Raw genomic sequence first — 15,928 nt, 5'->3', positions numbered from 1 at the left:
AATACCGAAGAGGTGTGACCTGGAGAAGGTAATGATAATCGGCTCCGGGCCGATAGTGATCGGGCAAGCGGCGGAGTTCGACTTCTCGGGTTCCCAGGCCTGCAGGGCGCTGAGGGAGGAGGGGCTGAGGACCGTTTTGGTGAACTCCAACCCAGCGACGATTCAGACCGACCCCGAGATGGCTGACGCGGTCTATGTCGAGCCCTTGACCGTTGAGTGCGTGGAGAGGATAATCGACCGCGAGAGGCCCCAAGGCATTCTCTCCGGGATGGGGGGCCAGACGGGGCTCAACCTCTGCGCAGAGCTCGCCGAGAGGGGAGTTCTGGAGAGGTATGGCGTCAGGCTCCTCGGGACCCAGCTCAGGGCGATCGCGGCCTCCGAGGACCGGGACCTGTTCAGGAAAACAATGAGGGAAATAGGCCAGCCGATACCGAGGAGCGTCGCCTGCGGAAGCGTGGAGGAGGCGAGGGAGATTGTGCGGGAGCTCGGTGGCTACCCGGTCATCATCAGGGCGGCCTACACCCTCGGCGGAACGGGGAGCGGGGTGGTCAAGGCGGAGGAGGAGCTGGAGCACGTAGTCTCCCTTGGCCTCTGCTACTCGCGCATAAAGCAGGTTCTGGTCGAGGAGTGCGTTTTGGGCTGGATGGAGTTCGAGTACGAGGTTATGAGGGACGGGGCTGACAACTGCATCACCGTCTGCAACATGGAGAACCTGGACCCGATGGGTATCCACACTGGCGAGAGCATCGTCGTCGCCCCAGCGCAGACCTTGAGCGACCGCGACCATCAGATGCTAAGGTCCGCGGCGCTGAAGATAATCCGCGCGCTCGGAATTGAGGGCGGGTGCAACATCCAGTTCGCTCTCAACCCGGCGACCGGCGAGTACAGGGTGATCGAGGTCAACCCGCGAGTCTCGCGTTCCTCGGCGCTCGCATCCAAGGCGACGGGATACCCCATCGCCCGCGTGGCAGCGAAGATAGCCGTCGGAATGACTCTGGACGAGATTCCCAACTCGATAACCGGCAGGACCCTCGCCTCCTTCGAGCCCGCGCTGGACTATGTGGTGATGAAGATACCGCGCTGGCCTTTCGACAAATTCAGGACCGCCGACCGCCGAATCGGGACCCAGATGAAGAGCACGGGGGAGGTTATGGCGATAGCCCGGAGCGCGGAGGAGGCCCTCCTGAAGGCCGTCAGGTCGCTCGAAATTGACAGGGTCTATATCGAGCCAGACAAGTGGAGCACCGCGGAGCTAATAGTAGAGCTCGTGGAGCCGACCGACAGGAGGCTCTTCGCGATTGCAGAGGCCCTTCGAAGGGGCTTCCAGCCCTCGACCATCGCTGACCTGACGAAATGGAGCGAGTTCTGGATTCACAAGCTCCAGAACATTCTGGAGGTCGAGAGGGAGATAAAGGCTGAGGCGGAGAAAGGAGGCGGCCCCTCGGCCAGTCTCCTAAAGAGGGCAAAGAGACTCGGTTTCCCGGACGAGCAGCTCGCCTCGATGTATCACATCGACGAGGAGGAGGTGAGGAGGCTCAGAAGGGCATTGGGCCTCCGCCCTGGCTTCAAAATGGTCGACACCTGTGCCGCGGAGTTCGAGGCTCGGACCCCGTATTTCTACTCCACATACGGAGAGGAATCGGATGGGGTGGGCTCAGATAGGGGAGCAGGCACGCCAGGGGGGACAGATGGGGCCCCGGCCAGCGCAAGACCAGTGGCCGCGCTCTCGACCGCGGAGGGGCATGGTCATGCAGTCTCTGAGTCCCCTTCCCTCGCATCAGTCGGCAGAGAAAACCGGAGGAAAATTCTGATCATTGGCGCCGGGCCGATCCGAATCGGCCAAGGCATCGAGTTTGACTATTGCTGCGTCCACGCGGTCCAGGCGATTCGTGAGGAGGGACTGCTCGCAATAATGGTCAACAACAACCCCGAGACCGTCTCGACCGACTTCGACACCTCCGACAGGCTGTACTTCGAGCCCCTGAGGCTCGAGGACGTCTGGGAAATAATCGAGCTCGAGAGGCCTGAGGGTGTGGTGGTCCAGTTCGGGGGTCAGACTTCGATAGACCTCGCGGTCCCGCTGCAGAGGGCTCTCGAGAAAAGGCCCGACTTGCCCACCCGCATCCTCGGCACCTCCCCCGACTCAATCGACATCGCTGAGGACCGCGGACGCTTCAGGGAGCTGACGTGGAGGCTTGGAATTCTCCAGCCGGAATCGGACATAGGGTTCTCCGTGGAGGAGGTCCGGAAAGCGGCGAAGGCCATCGGCTTCCCCGTGCTCCTGAGGCCCTCATACGTCCTCGGCGGGCGCGGCATGCAGATCATCCACGACGAGGAGGAGCTGGAGCAGTACATGAAGGCGGCGGTGAAGGTTTCCGGCTCCCACCCAGTTCTCGTGGACAAGTACCTCTCGAGCGCGATAGAAATCGACGTCGACGCGGTCGCGGACGGGAGGGACGTATTCATTGGAGCGGTGATGGAGCACATCGAGGAGGCTGGGGTACACTCTGGCGACGCCGCGATGGTGATTCCACCCCAGACACTCGCGCCGGAGACCGTTTCTGAAATCGAGCGCGTCACGAGGCGACTCTGTAAAGAGCTCAACATAATCGGGCTAGTCAACCTCCAGCTCGCCGTGAAGGATGAGAGGGTCTACGTTCTCGAGGTCAACCCGAGGGCGAGCCGCACCGTGCCGTTCGTCTCGAAGGCGATAGGTGTGCCGATGGCCAAGGCGGCGATGAGGGTCCAGCTCGGGAGGAGCCTGAGGGAGCTCGGCCTGACGGGGGGGGCTGTGCCGAGGGGGGTCTCGGTTAAAATGTCCGTGTTTCCGTTCCAGAAGCTACCCGGGGTTGACGCGGTCCTCGGGCCGGAGATGAAGTCCACGGGAGAGGTCATGGGCAGGGACAGCGAGTTTGGGCTAGCCTACTATAAGGCCCTCCTCGCGGCCGGCGTCGCTCTGCCGAAGTCTGGCAACATCTTCGTCACGGTGAACGACGCGGACAAAGAGAGCGTGGTGCCCATCGCCCGAGCTCTATCGGACATGGGCTACGGAATTCTCGCAACCCGGGGGACCGCCGCATACCTGAGGGAGAGAGGGATTCCGGTGACGCGGATATTCAGGATAAGCGAGGGGGGCTCGCCCGACTCCCTGGACATGATGAGGAGGGGTGAGATTGGTCTGGTTATCAACACGCCCTCACCGGACAGACTTATCGAAAGGGACGGCTACATGATGAGACGGCTCGCGGTCGAGTTGAACATTCCCTTCATAACGACCATCGCCGCTGCCTCGGCGGCAGTCAGAGCACTATGCGCGAGGAAAAAGAATTCCCTGGCGGTCGCACCGCTGGAGGTCAGGTCGGACCGAGCGGCGGCAGCCGGAGGGGACAACGGCCACTGATGACTCCGGCGACCTGATATTCTTTCACATTCATAAAAAACCACAAGATTTTTAAGTTTCCATCGGTCTAGCATTCTCGATGACCTCGCGCTCTCGGGTTCCCCCGGCATTAATAATAGCGTCCGCCGTCCTCTTCCTGCTCCTCCCTCCCGCGGAGAGGGCCCAAGCGCAGGAGGAGAGCTGCGCAGGACCCACCACCCTCGCGCTCTACTTAGACTCCTCAAACGCCCTCTCACCCGTTCCTTCTTCGAGCGAGGGTAGCGCGCCCATTCCCGCCAGGGCAGGCGGGCCGCTGGTCTGGCTTGTAGGCACCTGGAACTCCCCCGCGATTGGCCGCTCCTTCTCCTACAGTGGCACCGTTAACTTCTCGCTCTGGGCGCGTGCCACTGGCCCCGTGCAGCTGAGCTGCAGGTTCCAGGTGTACGTGGGGGTCAACGACCAGAGACCCGACAACGCCCTTAACACTAATACCGCCCGGCTAACGTCAACCCCGCAGGAGTTCACGGGCACCGGGGAGGTCCAGCTCTCTCTCTCGCCCGGCGACACGATAGGTTTCTGGGTCTACGCCCACGAGAGGGGCGGTGGGGGGGAGCTGCTCTTCGGAGGGAGCTATCCGTCGAGGCTGGTGCTCCAGCTCGCGCCGCTTACCGTCAACATGAGCGTTGTTAGCAGAGCGGGCGAGCTCGAGGTGAGTGGTAATATATCCGACTTCTGGGGACCGGACGACGTCCAGTCAGTCGAGCTGGCGGTGATGGGGCCCTTCTCATCTGCAGGGGGCTGCGGGCTCGGGCTGCTGGAGAACAGGACGAGACTCGTAAAGCACGTCGAGGACCTTCCAACCGACGAGCTCGAGGGAGAGCTCGCCTTCTCCTATATTTGGAGGTACGACCAAGCTGCGATTCTATCCGGCCACTATGCAGTGGCGATCGTGGTCCACACGCGCAGCAACCTCACCGCTGGCGCTGACGGGTGGGTCCGGCTGACGCAAACGGCCCCAGCAGAATTCGGCGGCTCCGCGGCGGCTCTGGCGGCGGTGGCGGCTGTGATGTTTGCGGCCGGGGTGGTCTATTATTTTTATCGAAAGAGGAAGGGGGCCGGGGGGCCTGGCCTAAGGTTCCTCCCCTCCAGAACTGGCGCGGTGGTGGCGGCGGGTGCCGTGGTGCTGCTGGTTGTGGCAATTGCAGGCGTCTACCTGACGATGGCCCCCGCCTCCGGCGGCTCAGAGCTCGCCCCCGACTTTACCCTGACAGACACGAAGGGAAACGCCTTCACCCTCAGCGACCTCCGCGGGAAGGTCGTGGTTCTCGACCTCATGGCGACCTGGTGCCCTACCTGCAACCAAGAGATATACGAGCTGACCCGTCTGCACAAAGAGAGGCCCGGAGCCGTCATAATCTCTATTGATATCGACAGGACCGAGAGCGCCCAGCTGCTCGAAAGCCACATGAGGTCGAAGGGAGCCGACTGGGTTCTCGCCATGGACACGGACAATGTGATGTCGAAGTACCATGTCACGGAGATACCAAAGCTCGTTGTGGTCTCCCCCGGGGGCCATATAACCTTCATGAAGGCGGCCTTCGTCAGGAGCGACGAGCTGATTCGGGCCGTGGACGCCGCCTATGCCGGGAGCGCCCCGGTGCTCTCGATGGGCAAGGAACAGGGCTTCGCCGTGCTCGCGTTCGTCGCGGGCTGCACGGCATTCTTCTCCCCCTGCGCCTTCCCCCTCCTTCCTGGATACATCAGCTACTATCTCGGCAGGAGAGAGGATATGTCCGTGGGAGATGGGAGAGGCACGCCGGGAGAAGGGGACTGGGGGGGGACTGGGGTCGGGGTCGTAGGGGGCGTGGTGACTACTACGGATAGGGCAGACGTTGGAGAGAGAATGGCGGAGGGCGGCGATAAGGGGGCGAGCAAGAGCACGGGAAAGAGACGGGCACTCCGGAGGGCTGTGACCGGCGGCTTGGCGGCCGCGATTGGCGTTCTCGCTGTGTATGCTTTCATCGGCGCGATTGTTGGCTCCGCGGGCGCAGCGGTGAAATCGCACGTAGCCCTCCTGACACCGCTCGTCGCTGTTGTCGTGATTGTCATGGGTGTGGTCATGCTAACCGACTACACCATTCCTGTCCACCGGCTAACCTCCGTTTTCCGACCCCTCGCCGAGGGAGGGCGTAGGGTGCTGGGGAGGGTCGTCGGCCGGGAAGCGACCGGCGGCTCCCTCGGCCTAATGGCCTACGGTGCTGGCTACGGCGCCGCCTCCCTCGCCTGCCACGCGCCTATTTTCATCTCGGTTGTCCTGATGGGTTTGGCCGCAGGCGGGTTCGCCTCGGCATTCCTTGCATTTATACTGTTTGGAATTGGTATGGGGAGCTTCATGGTCCTGGTCACCATTCTCCTAGGCCTCGCAAAAGAGCAGTTGGTGAGGAGGATGCGGGGCTGGATACCCGCTATAAAAAAGGCGAGCGGGGTGGCGCTCGTCGTCATAGGCTGCGTGGTGATCTATTCCTACTATCTCTCCAAAGTCTGATGCGGGCCCAGGTAAATGGCCCGGGGAATCACCAAGGGTTACTTCCGAGGCCGGGTCCCAGAGGTCCATCGCGGGCACGCTGGGCCCTCCGGGGCCGACGGGGAAAAAGAACTGGAGGGAACGGGCCGCTTCTAGTCGCGCCGCCCTCCGCTCCAGACTGGAGGAGATGAGGGAGCGCCTCCTGGCGCTGTATCTGGCGCGCCGAGACCCACGAATTCCCCTCAAGGCCTAGCTCGCTGTCGCCCTCGCCGTGGCCTACTTCTTCAGCCCTGTGGACCTGATTCCCGACTTCATCCCTGTGGTGGGCCAGCTGGATGAACTAGTGGTCGTCTCAGCCCTGCTAGGTCCTGCGATGCGTTGGATTCCCGCAGGCGTGATTGAGGAGTACCTCGAGCAGGCCCGGGTTGAATTCAATAGAGGACCACCAGTTAGTTACGCGCTGGGCGCCGTGGTGGCGGGTCTTTGGCTCTTCAGCATCGCGGCCCTGATATTCATTGTCAGCGCACTGGTCTCGATGTGGTGACGATGTGGTGAGGTACGGTCAAGCGGGCCCCGGCCGGTGGTCACACCCGCCTCCCCCTCCTCCCGACTCTCCACTGATGGAGATAGTCATGCACCACCCGAGAGTGATCGAACGCGAGCTCGGGGAGTCTCCAGATGTCGAAGAACGCCGCTTCGGATGCGTCGTCGCTTCCTTTGAGGCTTCCGCCCGTGATTCTCAGACTAAATACCACAGACACCGTGTGACCCCGCGGGTCTCTGGAGGGGTCGGAGTAGACGCCGACGAGTCCCGTCACGCGGGTCCTAAGGCCCGTCTCCTCCCTCACCTCGCGCACCACCGCCTCCTCCACCGTCTCCCCACACTCCACGAAACCGCCTGGGAGGGCGTAGCGGCCCTGGAAGGGGGGGTGGCGGCGCCTGACCAGCAGGAGACCCTTACTAGTCTCGACAATGGCGTCCACGGTGAGCCATGGGCCACTGCTCCTCTTGAGCCTGCGAACACCATCTTCATATGCGCGCAGAATCTCCTCGCCGAGGGGGGTCAGTCTCGTCTCGCCGTGTCGGGAGCCGCCTGAAGAGCTCTCAGCCACAGGGGAGCCTGCAGCGAGGCCCATCTTTTTAAGCATCTCCCAGGCGTGCCTGTACGAGATTCCCAGAGCAGAAGCAGCCGAGCTGAGACTCTTTCTCTTTCCTATTTCGCGGAGGAGGGCCGCCCGGCCCTCGCCCGCAATGAATCTTCCGCTTCTCTCGAGCCACACTCTATATCTAATGGTGTACATGATTGCTGGATGGTTCGGGGCAAAGAATAATCTTGTGGCGGGACGCCGAGGAGTCCCGGCGTATCAACTCTGTAGGAGGTAGGCATTTTTCGGGTGTGAGGCGAGGCCCGCAAGTCTGAAAGCCATGGAGCTGCAGACCCAATATTAAAAATACCAAATTGGATAATCCAGAGTAGGAATGACGGTGCTCAGTGGGGAAACGATGAGCCTGAGGGGCCACGCGGGTAGGGACGTGCAGCGAAGGCTCCTCCTCGCTGCCGGGGTCACGGGCTTCACACTCTCCCTCGAGCTCGTCGGCGGCCTGCTGGCCAACAGCCTGGCCCTACTAAGCGACGCAGCCCATGTCTTTCTCGACCTCCTCGCGATTGGGCTTGCGCTCTACGCGGCAAGAATCTGCAGGATGCCCGCAACATCGAAATTCTCATATGGAATGCATAGGGCAGAGATTCTTGCGGCGCTCGTCAACGGCCTCACATTGGTTGCCCTCGCATGCGCAATTTTATTCGAGGCCGGGAGGAGGCTACTGTCCTCCCCAGAGGTCAGGGGGCTCGAGATGCTCCTTGTGGCGGGTGCAGGGCTGGCAGCCAACCTGATATGCATCGGGCTGCTGCACGGCCACCGGGATCTGAATATCAGAGGGGCATACCTGCACGTGCTCGGCGATGCCTTATCCTCGATGGCTGTTCTCCTCGGGGCTTTCTTGATTCTAGCCACGGGCGAGAGGCGAATAGACCCCGCCCTCAGCGCCTTGATAGGTCTAGTGATAATCTTTGGGGCAGGCAAGCTGGTCAAGGCCTCCGCGGAGATTCTGCTCGAGAGGACCCCCCGTGACATTGACCCCGCAAAGGTGAAGAAGAGGCTCCTGCGCGTGGCGGGCGTCCGCTCCCTCCACGACCTACACATATGGAGCCTTTGCTCCCACGTGCGCGCCATGAGCGCGCACATTGTCCTAGACGAGGAAGGCCAGAGGAATAGGGAGAGGGTATCGCACATCCTCTCTGGGCTCCTCAGGAGGGAGTACAACATCGTCCACACCACCCTCCAGTTCGAGGAGAAGAAATGCTCTGGACCACATGAGCACTAGTGGTAGATAGCTGGCTAATGACGCCCTACCGGGGGCCCCTGCTGCTCCGGTCCACTGACAAGACTGGCCCCTTCAGGCCCCGGCACGCCCTCCTCTCCCGACCTATATGAGCTGCTGGCGACCCGCACCATCTCAACCACCCCGGCGCATCCTTTCACGCTCCACAATCTTTATATTGGGTCCCTGTCAATGGCAAATTACAATGCCCCTCAGGCGCCTTACGCTATGTCTGCTCCTCACTCTGATTCTCCAGCATCCGCTTTCTCTCTCAGCCTCCTTGCCCTTCTCCCCCGACACAGGCGCGGGCCGCTTCGTGCCCGATGGCACCGTCGTCCTCTTCGACGAGGCTCACTTCCCCGTCTACACAGTCAACCCTGACAACCCGAGTGGGTACAGCTCGGGCAACAGCCCGAGAGGAGCCTACGCCAGTTTCGCCGGAGTGCTGAGGAGGGCGGGGTTCACGGTGAGGACCCTTGACTACGGCTACTATCTCGACTCGAGCTCGCTCGCAGGGGTGAAGGTTCTCGTCATCGTCTGCTCTCAGGGCCAAGACGTCTCCGGTTCCATCAGGGCCCCCTACACGGAGGGGGAGGTGGATGCTGTCGTGAACTTTGTCCGGGGAGGCGGTGGCCTCTTCCTCATTGGCGACCACACCACATTCCCTCCGGCAATATTTCCAATAGCGAGGCGCTTCGGCATCAGCTATGCACAGAAACTTCTCCACGACCCCACAGACTTCGTCCGGAACAGCACCACCGGCGAGCCCTTTGACATGTACGGTGATGTGTTCATTGCCTTTGAAAGGGACAACTTCAGCGACCACCCGATTATGAGCGACATCGGCCGCGTCGAGCTGTATCGAACCGATTACTTCACTGCCCTCCCCGCCGACGCCTGGCCCCTGATAATATCCGACTCGGATACATATTGCACCTCAGACCATACCGACACCGTAAGGGTCCCCTCGCCACGGAGCGTGGTCGCTGCGGCCATACCCTCCAACGGAACCGCCGGTGCCGGAAGGGTCGTGGTGGTCGCGGACACAAACACCTTCGAGACCGACGAGAACAGGGACGACGACCCGGACATGGACCTCTTCGACAGCGACAACGAGCTCTACGGGCTCAGGATATGCGAGTGGCTGGCGGACGTGCCTCCTCACAGGTCGGTCGAGTTGGCATCAGCGGAGAAGGGGACCGAGGGCCAACGGGAGATAACCCACAACTGCACCCAAGGCAACAGCACCATTTTCTACATCCGCGCGCGGAACACGGGGAATGTTCAGGACACGTACGACTTTACAGTCGAGGGGGACCGCCCCCAGAGCTGGAGCCACGCCCTGAGCCACAGCGCCCTCACCCTAAGAAGCAGCGAGGAAAGAGTGATGACGCTCGAGGTCCGCGTGCCGCCGGAAGCAATGGTTGGTGAGAGCCAGCTCTTCGTCATATGCGCTCACTCACGCGCCGACCCGATGGTATCCGCAATGATGAACTGCACCGTCAGAGTGCCGGCGTTACATGGGCTCTCGCTTCTCTGCGAGGACAACAGGAAAGTGGTTGAGGCGGGGGAGAGCGCCATCTTCCAGCTAAGGCTCGCAAACAGGGGAAATGTTGAGGAGGAGGTGAGGCTGGTCGCCGAAGGCCCCGAGGGGTGGGGCGCCGCTCTCGATGCAAGCGCGCTCCTCCTCCCCCAGGGGGCCCAGCGAATTTTCAATCTCACCGTCACACCTCCCTCCAGCGCCCTCGGTGGAGAAGAAGGGAAAGTGACCGTTCTGGCCTTGCTCCCGGGCGCGCCGGAGGCGAGCGCACGCGAGGACACCTATACTAGAATTAGGCAGCGCTTTGGAGTGGAGCTTGGGTGTCTGGAGCCAGAACGGGGCGTTGACCCGGGCTCGGTCGCTGTCTTCCCCGTTTCCATCACAAACCTCGGCAACGGCCACGACGACGTCTCCATTTATCTATCCGGAGGATGCCCGTGGAGAGTCGACCTCGATCCCACACATATCTACCTCCCCTACAGAAGCTCCGCCGTGGTCACGGTCGTCACACACGCGCCTCCTTTAAGCAAGGCCAACGAGAGCATCACCATCTCCCTGCTCGCGGCATCTGTGCGCGACCCAGACGCACGCGACAGCCTCTCCCTCAAGGCCGTCGTGAGGCGCGTAAGCCGAATCAGTCTCAATATCTCTCCGCCAGTCCTCCATGCCGACCCAGGCACTCTGGTGGAGTTCCGGGTCGACGCACTCAACACGGGCAACGCCCCGGAGAGAGTCCGTCTAAGCGCCTCTCCAGGGGCCTCCCTGAGCGTGGAGGAGGCGCCGTTGGAGCCGTGGGAATCCTTTGACTCCACGCTCGCTGTTCCCGTTCCTGCTGAGGCAGAGGCAGGGGAGAGGCTCATCTTCACCGTCGAGGCTTACTCTTTGCTCAACGCGAGCGTGAATGCGAGCGCTATTGCCGTGGTCGTAGTGAACCAGACCCACCGAGTTCTGGGCGAGCTCTCGCCTCCCAATCTCTCCCTCTATCCCGGGGAGAGGGGAGAGAGCCTCCTTAAAATCTGGAATGAGGGGAACGGACCCGAGGAGGTGCGGGTGGAAGTGGAGGGTGGGGCTCCCGGGTGGGAAGCTTCGGCGGATGTTCCAATCCTCCTTCTCGAGCGCGGAGGGAGGGGGCAGTGCCGCGTGGTGGTCCGGCCCCCAGGCGGCGCCCTCGCTGCCACCTACGGCGTCAGCGTCACTCTTTTGGATGGCGCGGGACAGCGTCTGGCCCTAAACCTTGACGTAACGGTGCTCCGGGTGCACAATTTCACCCTTCGCGCCCACCCGCAGAGAGTCTGCGTATCGCCGGGCATGAGGGCCTCCCTCAGCCTCTTCGTGGAGAATTCTGGCAATGGACCCGAGACGGTTCGCCTCCTCACAGCCGGCAGACACTCCTCCTGGATTTCCCTCGAGAAAGCTCTGGTCACCGTCAACCACTCCTCGAACACGGAGCTAGTGGTCTCCGTGCGACCGGGGCCGGACGCCGCACCCGGTAGATATATGATGAGAATAGAGGGCGTCGGCGAGGACAACTCCACCGAGGAAGCGGAGTTCCTCCTCGTTGTCAAGGAGAGCGGGACAACGATTGGGGACCTGCCATGCCTTCTGGGGGCTCTCCTCGTGGTCCTCGGGTCGGGCCTGGCCATTTACTTTATTTTCTTCAGGAGCACGCCGGATGCCAGGGAGGGTGGGGGGAGCAGTGGGGGTCCGAACGAAGGAGAGCGCAAACATGCTGGGGAGGCTCCTGAGGGCGTGACGGAGGGCTCGGGGGAGGGAGGGAGCCAATTGCTGGGCATGCGGACTCATGAGAGATAGACTCTTCCAGGAATTAATTCCGGGGCCCGGGACCACTCACGAAATCGAGGCCTTCCGGCCTTCTCTCGAAGTACTGTCTCACAGGAGCCAGAATTTCTGAAAGCGCCTCCGCCACGCCGCTCTTCAGATCGGCCGGGTGGAGCTCTTCCGAGGAGTACAGACGGGCCAGCTCTTCGTAGCTCTTTATCTCCAAGTCGCCGCCCCACTTTGCTGGCCGGGATATTTTGAGAACACCTAGTGCGGGGAGGATAATCAGGCGAGAAATCTCGAGGACGGGGTTGCCCTGGACCTGCCTCGCCGGGCAGAAGGCGGCCCTGATTTTTCTCGATATCTCCTCAGGGCTGTCGGTGATGAATATCGCTGAGTCGGGCCTGCTTTTAGACATCTTTGCCTCCACCGGGTCCATCCTCTCGGTGCCGAGGAGGCTCGGGAGGAGGGGCGTGTGGAGGGCCGTCACCTTCTTCCAGCCGTACTTCTCCGCAACGTCGCGCGCGAGCATGTGGGCCTTTCGCTGGTCCATTCCTCCATATGCGAGGTCGACGTCCAGATGGAAGATGTCCGCCACCTGCATCATGGGGTAGAGCAGACGGGAGGAGTCGAGCTCAGCCTCCTCCTCCTTCCTCCCCATGATGTCCATCGCCCTCCGAATTCTGGACAGGGAGGCGGCCTTGGAAATTCTTATGATTCTCTCCCAGTACTCCCTCTCCCCGATGTACTCGCTGGCGAGAACGTACCTGACGCTCCCGCGTGGAACCCCGAGCGCCTCGAGGGCGTCCTTGATGTACTCCGCACAGGCTCTTATCCTCTCTATGTCGCCGCCGAACTTGTCGTTGATGTACGCGTGCCAGTCGGCGAGCAGGACGATCGTCTCGAAGCCACCATCGGTGATGTCCCGGAGCTTGTCAGCAAGAATCTTCCAACCCAGGTGGGCCTGGCCCGAGGGCTCGATTCCAATGTATGCCTTTTTCTGCGCGCGGCCGCAGAGCTCTCGGAGCTCCTCGGATGTCACCACCTCCTCCGCGTTGCGCACCACCCTATCGTAGGCCTGCATCGCCACCCGGTGCGCATCCCCCTCTGTCTAAATAGCAGTTGCGGTCGGAGGGACGGCCGCATTGCGATTGGTCCCGACCGTCAAAACCGGACGTGCTCCACAGCCGATGGTGCCCGGAGGAATAGGGACGGGGGCCGAGCCCGGGGGCTCAGAAGCACAGCGTGCCGTCGGCCTCGAGCGCGAGGTCGTTGAGCGTGGCGGCGCCCACGATCCTGGCCCACTGCTCGAAGTCTCCCCTCGGGAGGCCCAGGAGTTGGCAGCTCTGCTCGCAGACCATCACCTTCACGCCCGCCTTCACCGCCTGGTCCATTATCTGGCTCAGGGGAGGGAATGAGCCAAGCTTGATGTTCTGGGCGGCACCCTTCTTCACAACCGTTACTCCCTTTATTACGAAGTAAACCGTCGCCTCCATCCCCATCGAGACCGCGGTCATGCCCAGGACGAAGGGGGCGTAGAGCTGCTCCGGCCGGTCTGTTCCGCTACTGACGACATAAAGCATCTTTTTCTTCTCCACCCTGCCACCCGCCGGGGGCTACAATGAGCAAAGATATCCATTTTTTGGTTACCCGCCGCCCGGAGTGGCGATGGATATCTCGGGCTCCACCCTGACCTCGCACCTGACGCTCTTCGTGACGAGGCACCAGCGCGCGCAGTCACCGAAGGCCTTTGAGGCCTTGTCCAGGTCCTCCTCAGACGCCACGCGCACCCTCGGCCGAATCACGACGTCCCTGAACAGGAACACTCCCTCGATCATCTGGGCGGTGCCCGTGGCCGTGGACTCGTAGGAGAGAATTCTCCCCCTCATCCTCTCGATGAGGAAGAGGAAGGTGGTCATTGTGCAGACCTCGAGCGACGCCACGAAGAGGTCCTCCGGGGACCAGATTCCCGGGTGGCCGCCCCACTCCGGCGGGCAGGCGATGGCGATGTCCGGCTTTCCCTCGCAGGAGAGTATGCCCTTGTGCTCCCCTATCCATCTGAGCGAAGTAGTATAATGATACTGAACTGGCTCCCAACCCATTTCCAGGCTCACTTCCTCGGCCGCTTTGCTCCGGAGCTCCCCCCATAGCTACCCTTCACGCCAGCCCCACGCGAGCCCACCCCGGCTCCCTCTGACCCCTCCAGGGAGAGGGGGCGGGCGATGATTTCGCCCCTCGGTTCCTTCTCGTCGAATATTTCCGCGGTGAAGCGGAATAGACGGGTATCCTTCTCCATCCAGGCGCTCGCCGGAAGCCCAGCCTTCATGCAGGTGTGGTCCAGAAACTCGTGGACGTCCCACCCCCACTCTACTGGGACTTGGGGTAGGAGGAGGCCCCTGGACAGACCATTGTCGACTATCAGGCCGTCGCGGCCGATTTTCACAACCTTCAGATACTCCCTCGGATTCTTCACCTTGATTGGCTCTGGGGGTGTAAGGAGCGAGACCTCCACCACGATTCTGTCGAGCTCGTCAGGTGAGACGGGAGGGAAGCGGGGATCCCTCAGGGCGGCGCTGCGGGCGGCGTCCACGAGGGCGTCGATGAGCGGGAGGACGGGCTCGGGGTAGCCGATGCAGCCGCGCAGCTCGCGCTCGGGGTAGGTGCTGAGCGTAACGAAAACCCCGGCTTTCTGCCTGAAGCTGGCGGGTAGTTCCTGGGGGGGCCGGTACTCCCTCTCCCCCACCACGAAGGCCTCAACCGCCCCCCTAGCGATGGAGACCGCGAGCTTACCTTCCTCAATTGAGTACATGCCCGGCCGCTCCCGTGAGACGGGGCAAAAAGGGTCTTTACTTGACCAGGGCGCTGGCCTTCTCCTCGGCCTGCTTGGCGTACCTGAGCGCCTTGGCGTAGCTCTTGCTCCTTATAAAGGAGGTCGCGAGTCGGAGGAGGTTCTCGACCTCGCTCTTCTCGACGCTCTCTTCCTTGATACTGGCCATCTTGGCTTGGACCGCGCTGATAACGCTCATTGCCTCTTTCTGCTGCGGGTCCTCGGCCTCCACGGCCGGCGCGGGTGCCTCGGGGGGCTTCTCGGCCTCGCTCCTCTCCTTGATTTCCTGAAGCTGCTTGGAGGCCTTGGTAGCGTACTTGACCGCTCTGTCGAAGTCTCCGCTGTACAGGCAGGATGTCGCGAGCTGGAGCAGCTTGTCGGCACTGGAGACGTCCTTGCCCTCGCCCTTCATTTTCTCTAGCTCTGCCTTGGCGGCCTCAACCTTGGCCTTGGCATCAGCCTCTGTTGCTGGGGCCTCAGCCGCAGGGGCTGGGGGAACGGGGGGTGCCGCGGGCGAGGGGGCGACTCCCGGGGTCTCAGGTGCCACAGATGGAACGGGCGGTGCTGGCGGAGCGGCGCTCGCTCCTCCGGACGGGCTGGAGGCGCCGGCAGCAAGGCTCCGGAGCTGCTGCTCGTATTCAATCTGTTCACGCATCGCTCTCCTGAGGAGCATGATGCCGATTATCAGGCCCACCACGAATACTACTGCAGACAGGGCGAGATAAAGGTATTCGGACATGCGGACCCGATATGACATAGGAATATTAAAGGTTTCGGAATCAAGGGGAATTGGGGGGCCGGAGCTAAAACAAAATATATCCCCTGTGCCCGCTCCTCCGTACTTGTCTCCAATGAATTCCGGACGGAACTCCTAGCAGAACTCCCGGACAGCCTCAGAGGGCCGAGGGGGGTGTCTCGGCTCTGCGGTTTCTATGGTTTTTTAAACGGTAGAGGACCATTCTGTCCCAGTCCACCCTATGGGGGAGCCCCTTTGATTTCAAGAAGGCGCTGAGGAGCTCCGTTATACGCACGACTTCCTCACTCCTCGTTGAGCGATAGATGTAAAAGCTCACCTCGCCCTTTGTGATTGGGAATATCATCCTGAGCTTATTGTCCCTATTGAAGCCCTCTGGTTTGCGGTTGTTCTGGAGGTCTACCATGTTCGTCTTTATGAGAACCCGGGTGAGGGCCTCGTCCTCTGGCATCTGGCCGCTCTCCTTGAGGAAGAGCTTCATGAGGTCCGGGAAGACCTTGGCGAGGTCCTTATACTTTACCTTCTTAGTGAAGATTATATGACCGCTCCGAACGATCATCTCTCTCCCGCAGGTGGGGCATCGAGCAGCGCCTACTTAACGATTTTGCCAGAGTGAGTTCCAACGCAGGCTCTTGATAGATAATACTGCCATTTAGTCGGCCAATCCCTGGCGACCGAGAGAAAGGTTAATCGCGTGGCAGGGCCTTACGGATGTTGATAGAACATGAACGCAAAGCCCTGCA

11 protein-coding genes and 1 pseudogene are annotated in these 15,928 nt (G+C 61.7%); 5 read left to right on the top strand and 7 right to left on the bottom strand.

Features of this window, described 5'->3' with window-relative positions; all coding sequences use genetic code 11:
• Nucleotide 1: 1 nt before the first annotated feature.
• The 3 genes and pseudogenes from carB to QW379_08515 all read left to right on the top strand — a co-directional run bounded on the left by carB (nt 2) and on the right by QW379_08515 (nt 6,447).
• Nucleotides 2-3,400, top strand: a complete 3,399-nt coding sequence (carB, locus tag QW379_08525) for a carbamoyl-phosphate synthase large subunit (protein MEM2870445.1) — start codon at nt 2-4, stop codon at nt 3,398-3,400.
• Between the two features lie 79 nt (nt 3,401-3,479).
• The gene (locus QW379_08520; protein MEM2870444.1) at nt 3,480-5,924 is read left to right on the top strand and encodes a cytochrome c biogenesis protein CcdA; all 2,445 of its coding nucleotides are present in this window, start codon (nt 3,480-3,482) and stop codon (nt 5,922-5,924) included.
• Between the two features lie 244 nt (nt 5,925-6,168).
• Nucleotides 6,169-6,447 (top strand): annotated as a pseudogene (locus QW379_08515) (DUF1232 domain-containing protein).
• A 40-nt stretch (nt 6,448-6,487) separates the two neighbouring features.
• Here QW379_08515 and QW379_08510 read toward each other — a convergent pair.
• On the bottom strand, nt 6,488-7,204 hold the full coding sequence (locus QW379_08510) for an NUDIX domain-containing protein (protein MEM2870443.1): 717 nt from the start codon (nt 7,202-7,204) through the stop codon (nt 6,488-6,490).
• 178 nt (nt 7,205-7,382) lie between these two features.
• Here QW379_08510 and QW379_08505 point away from each other — a divergent pair, with 178 nt between their 5' ends.
• Together QW379_08505 and QW379_08500 are read left to right on the top strand one after the other, a co-directional pair.
• A complete protein-coding gene (locus tag QW379_08505) occupies nt 7,383-8,288 on the top strand; it encodes a cation diffusion facilitator family transporter (GenBank protein MEM2870442.1) in 906 nt (301 codons plus the stop codon).
• Nucleotides 8,289-8,490: 202 nt separating this feature from the next.
• Nucleotides 8,491-11,637 carry a hypothetical protein gene (locus QW379_08500; GenBank protein MEM2870441.1) on the top strand — a complete coding sequence of 1,049 codons (3,147 nt, stop codon included), beginning with the start codon at nt 8,491-8,493 and terminating at the stop codon, nt 11,635-11,637.
• Nucleotides 11,638-11,650: 13 nt separating this feature from the next.
• On the opposite strand, the gene QW379_08495 is transcribed toward QW379_08500, so the two are convergent.
• From QW379_08495 to QW379_08470, 6 genes are all read right to left on the bottom strand, one after another.
• Nucleotides 11,651-12,688: a tyrosine--tRNA ligase gene (locus tag QW379_08495; protein MEM2870440.1), complete on the bottom strand. Its 1,038-nt coding sequence runs from the start codon at nt 12,686-12,688 to the stop codon at nt 11,651-11,653.
• Between the two features lie 148 nt (nt 12,689-12,836).
• On the bottom strand, nt 12,837-13,202 hold the full coding sequence (locus QW379_08490; GenBank protein MEM2870439.1) for a DsrE/DsrF/DrsH-like family protein: 366 nt from the start codon (nt 13,200-13,202) through the stop codon (nt 12,837-12,839).
• 48 nt (nt 13,203-13,250) lie between these two features.
• Entirely contained in the window at nt 13,251-13,706 is a 456-nt protein-coding gene (locus QW379_08485; protein MEM2870438.1) for an OsmC family protein, read from the bottom strand.
• Between the two features lie 8 nt (nt 13,707-13,714).
• Nucleotides 13,715-14,413 carry a TIGR00296 family protein gene (locus tag QW379_08480; GenBank protein ID MEM2870437.1) on the bottom strand — a complete coding sequence of 233 codons (699 nt, stop codon included), beginning with the start codon at nt 14,411-14,413 and terminating at the stop codon, nt 13,715-13,717.
• A gap of 37 nt (nt 14,414-14,450) precedes the next feature.
• Nucleotides 14,451-15,170: a hypothetical protein gene (locus QW379_08475; protein ID MEM2870436.1), complete on the bottom strand. Its 720-nt coding sequence runs from the start codon at nt 15,168-15,170 to the stop codon at nt 14,451-14,453.
• A 154-nt stretch (nt 15,171-15,324) separates the two neighbouring features.
• Entirely contained in the window at nt 15,325-15,744 is a 420-nt protein-coding gene (locus tag QW379_08470; protein ID MEM2870435.1) for a hypothetical protein, read from the bottom strand.
• Nucleotides 15,745-15,928 lie beyond the last annotated feature (184 nt).

This window comes from Thermoplasmata archaeon (assembly GCA_038851035.1).
In the GTDB taxonomy this organism is placed as follows: domain Archaea; phylum Thermoplasmatota; class DTKX01; order VGTL01; family VGTL01; genus JAWCLH01.
Note: the sequence above shows the minus strand (reverse complement) of the source record. Positions and strands in the feature narration are given on the sequence as shown.

Bases quoted from the DNA above. Each gene is read 5' to 3' on its own strand.
- QW379_08510 (MEM2870443.1), bottom strand. From the start codon at position 7,204: ATGTACACCATTAGATATAGAGTGTGGCTCGAGAGAAGCGGAAGATTC.
- QW379_08485 (MEM2870438.1), bottom strand. From the start codon at position 13,706: ATGGGTTGGGAGCCAGTTCAGTATCATTATACTACTTCGCTCAGATGG.
- QW379_08480 (MEM2870437.1), bottom strand. From the start codon at position 14,413: ATGTACTCAATTGAGGAAGGTAAGCTCGCGGTCTCCATCGCTAGGGGG.
- QW379_08475 (MEM2870436.1), bottom strand. From the start codon at position 15,170: ATGTCCGAATACCTTTATCTCGCCCTGTCTGCAGTAGTATTCGTGGTG.
- QW379_08495 (MEM2870440.1), bottom strand. From the start codon at position 12,688: ATGCAGGCCTACGATAGGGTGGTGCGCAACGCGGAGGAGGTGGTGACA.
- QW379_08520 (MEM2870444.1), top strand. From the start codon at position 3,480: ATGACCTCGCGCTCTCGGGTTCCCCCGGCATTAATAATAGCGTCCGCC.
- QW379_08470 (MEM2870435.1), bottom strand. From the start codon at position 15,744: ATGATCGTTCGGAGCGGTCATATAATCTTCACTAAGAAGGTAAAGTAT.
- QW379_08500 (MEM2870441.1), top strand. From the start codon at position 8,491: ATGCCCCTCAGGCGCCTTACGCTATGTCTGCTCCTCACTCTGATTCTC.
- QW379_08505 (MEM2870442.1), top strand. From the start codon at position 7,383: ATGACGGTGCTCAGTGGGGAAACGATGAGCCTGAGGGGCCACGCGGGT.